General features: G+C 61.7%; 12 protein-coding genes. 10 read left to right on the top strand and 2 right to left on the bottom strand.

The window, feature by feature from the left end; genetic code table 11:
• Positions 1–58: 58 nt before the first annotated feature.
• Positions 59–1,138 (bottom strand): hypothetical protein, encoded by a 1,080-nt coding sequence (locus ACSMXN_RS14315; RefSeq protein ID WP_022912147.1) that lies wholly within the window; start codon positions 1,136–1,138, stop codon positions 59–61.
• A 34-nt stretch (positions 1,139–1,172) separates the two neighbouring features.
• Positions 1,173–2,270: a hypothetical protein gene (locus tag ACSMXN_RS14310; protein ID WP_022912146.1), complete on the bottom strand. Its 1,098-nt coding sequence runs from the start codon at positions 2,268–2,270 to the stop codon at positions 1,173–1,175.
• 240 nt (positions 2,271–2,510) lie between these two features.
• Between ACSMXN_RS14310 and ACSMXN_RS14305 the strand changes: the two genes are divergently transcribed.
• The 10 genes from ACSMXN_RS14305 to mftF all read left to right on the top strand — a co-directional run bounded on the left by ACSMXN_RS14305 (position 2,511) and on the right by mftF (position 12,706).
• The gene (locus tag ACSMXN_RS14305; RefSeq protein ID WP_027139150.1) at positions 2,511–3,755 is read left to right on the top strand and encodes a cytochrome P450; all 1,245 of its coding nucleotides are present in this window, start codon (positions 2,511–2,513) and stop codon (positions 3,753–3,755) included.
• A 147-nt stretch (positions 3,756–3,902) separates the two neighbouring features.
• Entirely contained in the window at positions 3,903–5,111 is a 1,209-nt protein-coding gene (locus ACSMXN_RS14300) for an amidohydrolase family protein (RefSeq protein WP_027139149.1), read from the top strand.
• Between the two features lie 2 nt (positions 5,112–5,113).
• Positions 5,114–5,383: a hypothetical protein gene (locus ACSMXN_RS14295; protein WP_022912143.1), complete on the top strand. Its 270-nt coding sequence runs from the start codon at positions 5,114–5,116 to the stop codon at positions 5,381–5,383.
• A gap of 177 nt (positions 5,384–5,560) precedes the next feature.
• On the top strand, positions 5,561–6,397 hold the full coding sequence (locus ACSMXN_RS14290; protein WP_022912142.1) for an SDR family oxidoreductase: 837 nt from the start codon (positions 5,561–5,563) through the stop codon (positions 6,395–6,397).
• Between the two features lie 293 nt (positions 6,398–6,690).
• Positions 6,691–7,773, top strand: coding sequence for an ABC transporter substrate-binding protein (locus ACSMXN_RS14285; protein WP_022912141.1), 1,083 nt, complete (start codon positions 6,691–6,693; stop codon positions 7,771–7,773).
• Positions 7,774–7,908: 135 nt separating this feature from the next.
• Positions 7,909–9,051 carry an amidohydrolase family protein gene (locus tag ACSMXN_RS14280; RefSeq protein WP_022912140.1) on the top strand — a complete coding sequence of 381 codons (1,143 nt, stop codon included), beginning with the start codon at positions 7,909–7,911 and terminating at the stop codon, positions 9,049–9,051.
• Between the two features lie 250 nt (positions 9,052–9,301).
• Positions 9,302–9,448 carry a mycofactocin precursor MftA gene (gene mftA / locus ACSMXN_RS14275; protein ID WP_022912139.1) on the top strand — a complete coding sequence of 49 codons (147 nt, stop codon included), beginning with the start codon at positions 9,302–9,304 and terminating at the stop codon, positions 9,446–9,448.
• Between the two features lie 28 nt (positions 9,449–9,476).
• Positions 9,477–9,803 (top strand): mycofactocin biosynthesis chaperone MftB, encoded by a 327-nt coding sequence (gene mftB / locus ACSMXN_RS14270; RefSeq protein WP_022912138.1) that lies wholly within the window; start codon positions 9,477–9,479, stop codon positions 9,801–9,803.
• Entirely contained in the window at positions 9,800–11,038 is a 1,239-nt protein-coding gene (gene mftC / locus ACSMXN_RS14265; protein ID WP_022912137.1) for a mycofactocin radical SAM maturase, read from the top strand. Before mftB ends, mftC begins: the two co-directional genes overlap by 4 nt.
• Positions 11,039–11,104: 66 nt before the next feature.
• A complete protein-coding gene (mftF, locus tag ACSMXN_RS14260) occupies positions 11,105–12,706 on the top strand; it encodes a mycofactocin biosynthesis glycosyltransferase MftF (protein WP_196811155.1) in 1,602 nt (533 codons plus the stop codon).
• Positions 12,707–12,819: the final 113 nt, after the last annotated feature.

Genomic DNA, 12,819 nt, shown 5'->3' with positions numbered 1-12,819 from the left:
CGTCTTTCCCGCGTGATGCTCAGTCGATTCGCTGTCTGACCCGTACTGGGGGCCGGCGCTAGCGGCACCAGAACTGGACGGCGACCGCGTCGTTGGGTCGCGGATCATCCTGAACCTGGGAAAGATCGCGGTCGAATACTCGAGCCACCGAGTTGCCCGCGAGGTCCTCTAGCCGGCTTTCGACCCGGAGGAGGTACGAACCGGCACGCCAGGCCAGCATCGGTGTGAAGCTGGCCTGGCCTTCGCCCGCCGCCACGGCGATGCCGCCAGCGACCGGTTCGCCGCTGGTTTCGATGACCGTCAGGCATCGACTGAGCAGCGCATGATCGAGAGGGCGGTCGAATTCGACGATCAACGGCTGGGTCGAACCGGCCGCTGGCAGCTGTAGTCGCCAGTCATCGGGGTTGACGTGACGCCGCTCATCGGGACCCACTGAATACTCGCGCCTGGCTACCGCGGCAAGCGGCTGCCCGTACGCGTCGCGAAACGTCCCATCGACGGTCAACGCGATGCTCGAGCCTGCCTCGATGGGATAGCCGACTTCGGCGTTGGGAACGAGTCCTCGCTTGATCCGGCCAGGGTCGAGCAGCACGGTCAGCCGTCGGCGTTCGCGATCCCACAATTCGTGGTAGCTGAGCAAGACTGCTCCCGGGATTAGTTCATCAGTCTCTGACCTGCGGAGGTGCACTGCCTCGCTGGCAAATCCTTCGCTCATGGGTGCTGTGAATTGCACATAGAACCGCAGGTGATTGCGTGGCAGTTCGGGGGACGTGGGATAGATTTCGGCAACCAGGGCAAGAGATTCGCTGGCATCAGGCGGGCTGCGGATTATCGCCTGGTCTTGTGAGGCATCCGCGCTGCCTCCTTCAGATGGTGTCGGTGTCTGGAGGATGAATGCGTACTCTTTGCCTGGCACGAAGGGAAATCGCGGCGTGAACAGGACGCCGTCGCCGTCTGCAGTGAAGGCGCCGGCAGTGCCAGGTAGACCACGCGAGCGATGAGCCAGCTGTTCGGCGGGCAGCACGACCAGTCGTGCGCCGAATGCAGACCTGGAAAACTCAAGCAGCTTCGAGATGGAAGGGCCGCTCGCCCGCAGGCAGATTCGTCCGTGTTTGTGCCGCCATTCCAGGTGGATCACCTGTGTTCGGCGCCTACCCGCTCGCTATCTCGCCTCAGAGGGAAGCGGTGCTGTACGAGCGAAGGTGCAGCTCGCCGGCTTCGTCGCGCTGCATCATCACGACGTAGCTTCCATTCAAGTTCGCCATCCAACTCACGCCCTGATGGGGAAGCTCCTCGCGCGGTACGCCGACTGGCTCGGTGGGTTGGGTCAGCGCTTCCTGACCTTCGATGGAACCGGCCGGGATCTTGAGCAGCGGATGCCGAGTGTTCGAGACGAGCAGGAATTCTTCGCCGTCTCGCTGGTAAGACACCATGTCGAGCGGCTGATTCATTGCCCCGAGCTCAGCGACCGTACGGCCGGCCGCTTTATTGCCCGACTGTAAATCGGTAAGGGAGAAATACACGATCGGTGTACAGGTATAGCTGGCGAGGACGCTCGTGTTCCCGTCAAAAGGAATGAAGGTTCGGATTGGTGACGATGTTTCGTATTTGCCGTGCGACACGTGAAAGATCTCGAGGGCATTGGTTTGCGCATCCCCGCTGAAGGGGAATGGAATTCGGCGCAAGGCAGAGGAGAACTCCTCGTTCGATGCGCCGGCAACGATCAGCGTGCCGTCAATCCAGGCCATGTCGGTGATCGTCGAAGTCCGAAGCGCGGTCCGCGCGATGTTGAGTCGAACGCCGTTGAACTCAACCTCTTGGCTCTCGTCGCTGCTGCCATCGAGCTGAACGTCCTGACGGGAGTCTTCTTCGGTTGGTGCATCACCTATTGCGTACTCGGCGAAAGGAACGTCGACCGTGGAGACTTCGGTCAGTTCTCCGGCGCTGTCGACCCTCAATAGGACTGGGACGCCCGTCACCCCGCGACCGCGCATCACCGACAGGTACACGGCTTGGGACGTGGGATGAACAGCCATACCGCGCACGGTCACATCGCTCGTGTCGGTGCCCAGATAAGAGGCGAGCCGCGAATCGAGGTGCTCTACGTCGAGTGATTTCGTCGGCCCAACCGCTCCTTTGTCATCGACATCGATCGCGAAGACCGCAGCCGTCATGTTGTCGGCGACGAAAAGGATTCCGGCTGGGCCGAAGGTGATCGCACCAACAGATTTGAGGTCAGGGCTGCCGATTGAAAGTCCATATTTGTTCATGGCTACACCTTCTCGATTAACCGACTTTAAGTTGTTTGGGAGTCTAGGCGCCGATGCAGAGTATGTAGAGAACTCACAGCCGGCATCTTCTCCAACGTCATTACAAACGGGAAATCGCGATTTCTCGGGCGGTCCCCTTCTCTTGAGTGTTAGCCAGATCACTGATACCGTCCTCGTGAAGCATCTCACTCGCGAGATTAGCGATCCTGTTTATCTGCGCACGCTACGAGGGAGTTCAACGTGACTCAGACCGACGCCCCAGCGGTCCAACCCGCGAACGACGCCGCAGGCCGGTGTCCAGTTATGAACATTCAGTGGGAGGGGCCACCGCGCGAGGCGCTCAGCGGCCACCAGATGCTCGACGGGGTCCGCCACACGAACCCGATCGTGAAGGTCCCGGATGGGATGGGCTTCTTTCTCGTCTCGAGCCATGAAGAGGCCTTACAGGTTGCGCAGGATGCAGAGACCTTCCCGCAGCCATCGAGGTCACTGACGACGGGCGAGGAATCACAGTTTGAATTGGTACCGGAGACCCTGAATGGTCCGATCCACACCAAGTGGCGCAGGCTGCTCGGCTCTTACTTCTCGCCGGGCCGGGTGAATGTCTGGGATGACCAGATACGCGCCCGCGCGAATTTGCTCATCGACGGCTTTGTCGACCGGGGAGAGTGCGACTTTACGGCCGAGTTCGCATTGCGGTACCCGACCGGCATCTTCCTGGAGTTCATGGGATTGCCAGTGGACGAGCTCGAGGACCTGCTCAAATGGGAGACCGCCATTCTGCATCCGGACTACGTCGAAGGTGAGTCCTCGGATGCGACGAGGTACGCGGCCCAAGCTGAAGTGACCAATTACTTTATCGAAGTGGTGGCGAAGCGTCGGGCGATGCCACGAGCGGAGCGGCCCGCAGGATTGGTGACTGAAGCCCTCGACTGGACGATCGACGGTGAGCCGGTCACAGATGGCGACCTGCTGAGTTTCTATCTCTTGATGTTCATGGCTGGCCTCGACACCGTCACCGCGGAGCTCGGGTACGGCTTCTTGCACCTCGCGACCCACCCCGACGATCGCCGCCAGCTCGTCGAACGTCCCGAGTTGATACCTAACGCGACAGAAGAGTTGCTTCGGCTTTATCCGATTGTGAACGTGCCTCGTGAGGCATCGCGAGATACCGAGATCGCGGGTTGCCCGGTCAAGAAGGGGGAGTTTGTCATAGTCAGCTACCCCAGTGCCGGCCGCGACGAAAGCGCCTACCCTGACTCGCTCACTGCTGATTTCGAGCGAGTAGAGATATCGCATCTCACCTTTGGTGCAGGTCCGCACCGCTGCCTGGGGTCACACCTGGCTCGCCACGAGCTCATGATCGCCTACCAGGAGTGGCACAAGCGGATACCGGAGTACTGGCTCAACGAGTCGCTTCCGTCGACGGAGGCCACCGGTGGCATGATGACGCTGAACAGCCTGCCGTTGCAGTGGAAACGCTGAGTCACCTCCTTTCCACCTGACCGAATATGTGACGACAAATTCGCTGTGCGGCTAGCACTGAGACCTTGTAGGACGATTATCTCGGCGTTAACCTAAGGCAATCAGTTGGTCTCGGGCGGCAGCGGTCGCCACACCGTTGGAGGCACCATGCCGTTACAACCCTGGATGAAGCTCCTTTCCACCGATGATCACGTCATCGAACACCCGAAGGTCTGGTCCGATCGGCTACCGGCCAAGTACCAGGACGCCGGCCCTCGGATCATCGAGAAGATGCACGACGCAAACACACCTGGTATCTCCATCGGTGGCTTGGCTGTAGAACAGCACTTCAATGACAAGCCGATGCAGCTGTGGCAGTACGAGGGTCGGCAGTACCCGAACATTGCCCTCAATGCCGTCGCCGGCCGCGCCAAGTCCGACTACGGCGTCGACCCCGTCCGGTACGACGAGATGCTGCCAGGTTGCTACGACCCGGTTGCCCGCCTCGCCGACATGGACGTCGACGGCGTGTGGGGTGCATTGTGCTTCCCCAGCTTCGCCCGTTTCGCGTGCACGGTCTTCTTGGACGGCGAGGACAAGGAACTCGCGCTGCTGGGCGTGCAGGCGTACAACGATTTCATTCTCGACGAGTGGTGCCCAACCGCACCCGATCGCTACATCCCCCTCGTGGGTCTGCCGCTGTGGGACGCGGACCTGGCAATCAAAGAGGTGCAGCGAACTGCCGCAAAGGGCGCGAAGGCCATCATGTTCCCGGAGGCACCGCACAACCTCGGCCTACCGTCCTTCTTCACTGACCACTGGGACAACTTCTTCTCGGCAGTCGAAGAAACCGACATGCCGTTGGCGATGCACTTCGGCAGCGGCGGCAGTGCCCCCCAGGTGACGCCAGGCGCTCCGCTGGCAACAATGATCACGATGTTCTCTACCAACTCGATGGCCACGCTCACCGATCTCATGTTCGCTCCGGTCTTCCACCGTCACCCGAAGTTGAAGGTCGGGCTCTCGGAGGGCGGTATCGGCTGGATTCCTTACATGCTGGAGCGTGCCGATTACGTCTGGGAGCGCCACCGCTTCTACCAGAACGTCGATCAGACCACCCGCCCGTCCGACCTGTTCCGCCGTCACATTCACGGTTGCTTCATCAGCGACGAGCATGGTGTCCGGAACCGGGACACGATCGGCATCGACAACATCACCTGGGAGTCTGACTACCCGCACTCGGACTCCAACTGGCCGCACAGCCGGAAGATGGCCGAAGAGGTCTTCATGGATGTCCCCGATGATGAGGTGCACAAGATCGCCGAGCTGAATGTGCGCCGCTTGTACAACTTCCCTGACACCAGCGCGGCCAAGTAAGCGTGACCGAAGCTTCGGCAACGAACTCCGGAAGCAGTTCTGACGGGCTGTTTCCGGAGTCTCGCCCGGATATTCCGACAGATGACTGGGACGATCAAGATCTTCTGACCAAGGACGAAGCGCGGCTCCGCCTCGAACAGAGCGCTGCGGTTCTGCGTTCGGACCTGGCCAAGGCCGAGCAGTCCAACCCGTCAGCGGTGGCGGATCTGGAACTCCAGATCAAGCGCATCGAGATCGCCCTGAGCAACATCAGCCAACGCTCCAAGTTCTGAGCCCAAACCTCGTTGAGCAGTTCGGTATGCCCCTGGGTAGCAATCGGCGACCCAGGGGCATACCGACTTCGAAGGACCGCTAACTGAACACATCTGTGGCCAAGCCATATCGAGACGATCGCCGAAGTGGCATCGTCGGAGCCGTCCTTGATAACTCAAGACTCAATAGGAGCAGGCATGGCACGGCAGGCATTGGTAACTGGTGGCAGCAGAGGTATCGGTAAAGCTATCGCGCTCGCACTCGCCGAGAACGGCTACGACGTCGCCATCGCGGCGCGAACCCTGCGTGCGTCCGACCCCACCCCTGAACACAGTCAGAGCATTCACAAGACCGACAACCGCCCGCTCCCAGGCAGTGTGGAGGAGACAGCCGAGGCTGTCGAAAAACTCGGTCAGAAGGCGTTGCCACTGAAGCTCGACCTCACGGACCTCGCAACTGTGGATGCGGCGATGAAGCAGTTGCTCGACGCGTGGGGCGGCGTGGACGTCGTCGTCAACAACGGCCGCCATATCGGTCCTGGTCTGATGGACACGATTACCGACACGCCGATCGAACAGTATCCGCTCTTCCTGATGGCCCACGGTGTCGCACCGATTCGAATCAGCCAGTTGCTGTTGCCCGCGATGATCGAGCGTGGCGGCGGAACGTTCGTCACGATCTCGTCGGGCGCCGGCTACGAGTTCTACCCGGAAAGCCCACGGCCCGGACTTGGCTACCGAATCGGAAAGGCAGCAGGCCACACGCTCGTCGGTAGCCTGCAGGCCGAATTCGGCGACAAGGGGATCAGAGCATTCAATGTGAACCCGGGCTTCGTCCTCACCGAGCGGAACTCGCTCGACGTCGAGGAATTCGGATTCGATCCGGCATGGGCCGGTCCGCCCGCGGCAGTAGGTGCTTCTGTCGCCTGGTTGGTCACCTCGCCCGAGGCGGACTCACTTCAGCGGTCCAACGTCGATGCCCAGCCACTCGCGCTCGAGCGCAACCTCTACCCGGACTGGCGTCCGTCCTCCTGATCGGCCACGGCTGAGTAGTCAGCCAACTCAGATTCCCCTTAATCCGCAGCGTAAAGGCCCGGCCCCGCCGTGACATCGGGGCCGGGCACTTCGTGCTGACTGCGCAACGCCTGGGTGGGCCAAAGTCTTCCTGTCCTTTTCTGCCACGTCATGCCACGATCGAACGGGCCCGGTGAGGCTTTCAATTGCAGAGCGCGACATCGGAAGACTCGTCGATATCGCGACGCTCATCGGGTTTCGGTCCACCAGCCCATCCGTGCCCGAGTCGGCTCGGGCCAGAACCGGAGGTCGCGATGAGCAGCAGCGAAGTGCAGCCATTCAAGGTCGGATTTCTCGACGAGGGTCTAAGCGCCGATCAGGACGCGTTCGACGCATCGACCGGAAGAATACTTCGAATGCGCTTTGACGAGGCTGTGGAATCCGGTGAGCTGGACAGACCCGTCGAACTAGTCGTCCGCACTGGCAAGGGCTTGCCTCAGGGCACCGCGAAGGCCGTGCAGGATGCCTGGATCGAACTCGCAGATGAGGGGTGCCTGCTCATACTCGGTCCCGGTATTACCGACAACTGCATCGCCGTGACGCCACTGTTCGAGGCACGCGGGGTCGCGACCATAAACTTCCCCGGCACCACGCACTCTCGTGGCCGCTATGGCTTCCACTACCAAATTGGCGCTCTCTATTGGGACGGACCACTTGTGGCGCGTGCGATTGCTGCGGCCGGGCTGAGCGAAGTGGCCGTGATCCGAGATCGTTCGCCGATAGGCGATGAGTATTTCGATTACTTCAGCGTCGAATGCGAGCGCGTCGGCATCGCTATCACCTCCGACACCAAGTGCTCTCCTATCGCTGAAGATCTGAGCGCGCCCGTCGCACGCGCTCAAGCGGCGAATCCGGACGCGCTCGTATATCTCGGCTTCGGGGGAGTGCTTCTCGACCTCTCCCGCGCACTGACCGCGGCTGGGTGGTTGCCGCCGAGATTCACGACGACCGCCGGAATGCATATCTACAGCAAGTCACCAACCGAGAAGGACGAGATGTCCGGTTGGGTCTATGTCGATCAGGTTGATGAGGACAACGAGGTGTACGTCGCAATGCAGGACAGGTACGAGAAGCGCTTCGGGACGCGTCCGTTCAGTCCGATCAGCGCCGGGATCTACGACATGGCGACCTTGGCGGTGCTCGGCCTGCGGAATGCGACCGTGCACACCACCGAGGGCGTGGTTGAAGGCCTCGAGCGAATTCACCAGGAACCTGCTGCGCTGGGCGGCCGTGGGACGGTCCAGGGTTTCGGACCCTGGGAACGCACCGCTTTGAAGGGCCAGGACTACCTCGTGCTGCGTGAAATGACGGGCCAGACCACGACTCGCTATCGGTAAGCCGACTCGCGCGCCGGGCCGAATGTCTCGAACCGGTTTCGGGTTCGTGACTTCCGTTGCCGTGAGCGCTACCGTAAGACTTGCCGCGAGCGGCGCTATACCGCGCTGCCCGCTACATCACCATGGAGGTTGTGAATGCTCCCTAAGGACACGCAGATCGTCTCGGTAGACGATCATGTGATTGAGCACCCGCGAGTTTGGCTCGACCGCCTGCCCGCCAAGTATGCCGACGTCGCGCCTCGAATCGAGAAGACCGAGGACGGCAACGACTGGTGGATCTACGAGGGCCAGAAGGCTGGAAACTTCGCGCTGAACGCCGTAGCGGGTAAGGATCCGAAGGATTTCGGCATGGATCCACGGTCCTACGACGACATGCTGCCCGGCTGCCACGACTCGGCTGACCGCGTAAAAGACATGGATATCGAGGGCATCCACGCTCAGCTGTGCTTCCCGAACATGGGTGGGTTTGCTGGAAGCGGCTTCTCCAAGTCCAAGGACCTCGTGCTCGCCGAAGAGTGCGTGAAGGCCTACAACGACTTCATCCTGGACGAATGGTGCGCCTACGCACCCGATCGCCAGATCCCGCTGATGATGGTGCCCTACTGGGACGTCGCAGCGTCGGTCAAGGAGATCGAGCGCACCGCCGAAAAGGGCGGTCGTAGTATCACCTTCCCGGAGCTGCCTGATCGAATCGGGTTGCCGTCGTGGCACACCGACCACTGGGACCCGGTTCTGGCAGCCGCGCAGGCGGCCAACATGCCGTTGTCGCTGCACTTCGGTTCGGGCGGTGCCCCGCAGGCCTCGCCGGAGGCGATGACGACCAACTTCACCGTGGGCATCTCGCTCTTCGGTCTGAACTCCATGACCACGACCGCCGAGCTGATCCTTTCGCCCGTCTTCCACAAGTTCCCGAATCTCAAAGTGGCCTTGTCCGAAGGTGGCATCGGGTGGATGCCGTACATGATCGAGCGCATCGACTACGTGTGGGAGCGGCATCGCTGGTACAACGATGTCAACCGTGAGATTCGCCCGTCCGACATCTTCCGTGACCACATCTTCGGCTGCTTCATCTCCGACAACGCGGGGATCTTCTCCCGCGAGCTGATCGGTGTTGACAACCTGATGTTCGAGAGCGACTACCCGCACTCGGACTCGCAGTGGCCGCACACCCGCAAGGTGCTCGAAGAGTGCTTTGTCGACGTTCCGGACGAGGACGCCCAGAAGATGTGCGAATGGAACGCTCGCAAGCTGTACAACTTCCCCCGCGCGGCAGTCTGATCCAGCACGGAAGTTGATTCAGCACGCAGGTTGATTCAGCACGGAAGTAGTGCTCTGACCGTAGACATCGGTTGGACGACAACATCGGCGCCAGGCTCTCAGAGCCTGGCGCCGATGTTTCTGGTGGTGACTTTCATTCAGCCAATTCGGCCCCTCCAGAATTGGCTGGCAGCAAACGCTTGACTCTAAAGGCACACAGTGCCATAAACTCAGGCTTGCATCCATCACCTTGATCTGAGAGGCCCATCAAATGAGCCAAGCGCTGAATGTTGACACCATCGCCGTCCCGGCAGCGGCCATCGTGGACGGAACTGACCAGCTCGACGAGGCTTCGCCCGAGGTCGAGGAACTGCTGGTCGAAGAGGTTTCCATTGACGGAATGTGCGGCGTCTACTAGAAACGCGTCGATCGTGACCGCGAGCCGGATGTCGGTGCCGCCGGCCAGTGCCACAGTTTCGGCAGCGTTTGACTTGGACACCGCTTGGACGCTTCACCCGAGCGTTTCCGTTCGTCCCGAGCCCTTCGGCGCGCTGCTGTACCACTTCGGCAATCGAAGATTGTCTTTTCTCAAGACGCGCCAACTGCTCGATGTGGTCCAACGTCTTGCCGACAGCCCAGATGCGCGCACTGCGTGCCACGAATCTGGCGTCGAGGAATCCCAACTGCCCGCTATGGCGCGAGCGCTCGCGGCTCTTGCCGCAGGCGACACGATCTGTCGTCGACCGGAACCATCCTCTGAGGAACTCCTATGACTGCACTACTCAACCCAGGGCCGGTCAAGCTCGTCGATCAATTCGCTCTCGGCCTGGACGCACCGATCTGCCTTACCTGGGAACTCACCTACGCGTGCAATCTTGCCTGCGTTCATTGCCTGTCAAGCTCAGGGCGACGTGACCCGCGCGAGTTGAGTACGGCCGAGTGCGAAGCCGTAATCGACGAGCTCGAGCGCATGCAGGTTTTCTACGTGAACATCGGAGGTGGCGAGCCCACCGTTCGGCCCGACTTCTGGCACTTGGTCGACTACGCCACCGCACACCACGTAGGCGTGAAATTCTCGACGAATGGCGTCCGGATCTCCAAAGAGGTCGCCGCCCGGTTAGCCACCTCCGACTACGTGGACGTGCAGATCTCGTTGGACGGCGCCACGGCAGCGGTCAACGACAACGTCCGCGGCACGGGGAGTTTCGATACCGCTGTGACTGCCATGCAGAATCTGTTCGATGCCGGCTTCGCCGGTTTCAAGATCTCTGTTGTGGTGACCCGGGAGAATGTCGATCAGCTCGACGAGTTCAAAGCGATTGCCGACCGCTACCAGGCACAGCTCAGGCTGACCAGACTGCGGCCTTCTGGTCGCGGGGCCGACGTGTGGGACGAACTGCACCTGCTTGCACCGCAACAGAAGCAGCTTTATGACTGGCTGGTTGCCAACGGTGAAAACGTGCTGACCGGCGACTCGTTCTTTCACCTCGCGGCGTTCGGCGAGGCCCTACCGGGATTGAACCTGTGCGGTGCGGGCCGCGTCGTATGTCTGATCGACCCGGTAGGTGATGTTTATGCCTGCCCATTTGCGATCCACGAGTCCTTCAAAGCCGGCAGCGTGCGCGAGGCCCGCGGGTTCCAGGGAGTCTGGCGTGACTCCGAGCTGTTCGCAGAGCTGCGCGAGCCTCAGAACGGTGGGGCGTGCAAGTCCTGTCACTTTTTTGATTCCTGCCGCGGCGGATGCATGGCGGCCAAATTCTTCACAGGTTTGCCTCTCGACGGCCCCGATCCCGAGTGCGTTCGGGGCTTTGGGGAGCAGGCGTTGGCGAACGTCCAGACACCGACACCGAAGCCGTCTGAGGATCATTCACACAAGAATCCGCTGCGCGGGCAGGCGAGCCGACCCGTCCCGATCAGCTTGACGCGCGGACCACAGACGCCGCCGGGTCGATCGTGCGACGAGAATCCATTGACCGGACTCACGCTCCCGGCGAGCAAACCTAGCTGATTTGTGGGGCTTAGGCGTTCGAGGTTGGTGATGGCGCCAGCCTCGAACGCGGGCTTCACTTCAATAGTGACGAACCTCAGTGAGCTGCCCGGCTTGCCTATCGGCATGCCCGTGGAGCTCGACGCCGCGACGCTGGTCGATATGGCCGGTCTGGTTGCCGGCGGCTCGCCGCGCCGCGTCCTCAGATTGAATCCCGCGGCTCTAAAGGCCTTTGCTGAACTGCAGGCTGGCTACGTGCGGACGACTTCTGGCGCCAAACTCGGTCGCCGCTTGAGCGATGCGGGTTTGTTGCATCCGCGACCGGAGCGGTTCTCGCCATCAGAGATCGCCGAGTTGGTCACTGTTGTGATCCCCGTGCGCGACAGGGCGGACGATCTCCGGCGATGCCTCGCCGCGCTCGTCGGTGTGACCGAAGCCGATGCTGATGCTCGTTCCAGGTTTGCTGATGAGCATTTCGCAGCCGAGGTCCCGCATTCAGTGCGACTGATAGTTGTCGACGACGCTTCCCGAGCCCCAGATGCAATCGCCGACATAGCTGCTCGTTACGGAGCGACGCTCGTCCGGCGTGACGTCAACGGCGGCCCGGGGGCGGCTCGTAATTCTGGCCTGGCGCAGGCAACTACTCCGTTTGTAGCGTTCTGCGACAGCGATTGCGTACCCCCGATCGACTGGATCGAATCACTGTTCGGCCACTTTGCTGACCCCCTGGTCGCGGCGGTCGCGCCGCGGATCGTGGCATCAGCGCCCGATTCCGGCGACGCTGAGGTGGCCACGTCAGGCGCCACCGGTGCCTCGGGAGTCGACCGGATCTCACTTGCTCGGCGATTCGCCGCCGCGCGCTCACCGTTGGACCTTGGCAGGCACCCCGCGCGAGTTCAGGCGATGAGCCGGGTTTCCTATGTGCCCACGGCGGCACTGATCGTTCGACGGACGGCGTTGGACCAGCTGGCAGGCCAGCCAGCCTTCGATGAATTGCTCCGCTACGGCGAGGACGTCGACCTCATCTGGCGGTTGATCGAGGCCGACTGGCGGGTGAGGTATGACCCGACCGTCCAAGTCGCTCACCGTGAGCCACAGCGTTGGCGTTCGCTGCTCTCGAGGCGCTTTGCCTATGGTGGCTCCGCACCGGCGCTCGAGGACCGTCATCCGGACCAGGTGTCGCCACTCATACTGGTCGCTTCCCCAGCCGTCACGGTTGCCGCATTGCTGGCGCGAAGGCCGGCGTGGGCCGCAGTCGCGTGTGCTGTTGGCTATCTGGAGCTGGCGATCGAGCTCAAGCGGTCTGCGATGCCGCTACGCGGCGCAGCGACACCTGTGGCCCGCAGCGTCGAAGAGACTTTCTTTGGTGTTGGACGATGGACCTCGCAATTCATCGCCCCGGCCGCGATCGCAGCTATGGCGATACCCATCGGGTCCTGGCGAAGTCGAGCGTGGCGAGCGGGCGTCATCGTTGCGCTGCTCGCAGCCAGTCCAATTCGTGAATGGTCCAGGCAGCGTCCACCGATCGATGTCGCCAGCTGGACGGCTGCCGTTCTGTGTGACGACCTCGCCTACGGCGCCGGAGTGTGGGCAGCAAGCATACGACAAGGCCACTTGCGGGCGGTCCGCCCTCGAGTGCGGCTTCGGCTGCTCAGCAGCCGGAACAACCCGCGGCGCGGGCACCGCTGAGCCTGTCGGTACACAGTTCGATCAATGCTCGATGAACGCTTCGATCAATCGTTCAATGAACGCTCTCAAGTGCAACGCCCCGTCGCGTGCTCGCGACTCAAACCTCCCTGCAG

The sequence above is a fragment of the Parajatrophihabitans canadensis genome, assembly GCF_053764775.1.
Note: the sequence above shows the minus strand (reverse complement) of the source record. Positions and strands in the feature narration are given on the sequence as shown.

Coding starts and splice junctions, on each gene's coding strand:
- mftA (WP_022912139.1), top strand. CDS start 9,302: ATGAGCCAAGCGCTGAATGTTGACACCATCGCCGTCCCGGCAGCGGCC.
- ACSMXN_RS14285 (WP_022912141.1), top strand. CDS start 6,691: ATGAGCAGCAGCGAAGTGCAGCCATTCAAGGTCGGATTTCTCGACGAG.
- ACSMXN_RS14310 (WP_022912146.1), bottom strand. CDS start 2,270: ATGAACAAATATGGACTTTCAATCGGCAGCCCTGACCTCAAATCTGTT.
- ACSMXN_RS14280 (WP_022912140.1), top strand. CDS start 7,909: ATGCTCCCTAAGGACACGCAGATCGTCTCGGTAGACGATCATGTGATT.
- mftB (WP_022912138.1), top strand. CDS start 9,477: ATGTCGGTGCCGCCGGCCAGTGCCACAGTTTCGGCAGCGTTTGACTTG.
- mftC (WP_022912137.1), top strand. CDS start 9,800: ATGACTGCACTACTCAACCCAGGGCCGGTCAAGCTCGTCGATCAATTC.
- ACSMXN_RS14290 (WP_022912142.1), top strand. CDS start 5,561: ATGGCACGGCAGGCATTGGTAACTGGTGGCAGCAGAGGTATCGGTAAA.
- ACSMXN_RS14300 (WP_027139149.1), top strand. CDS start 3,903: ATGCCGTTACAACCCTGGATGAAGCTCCTTTCCACCGATGATCACGTC.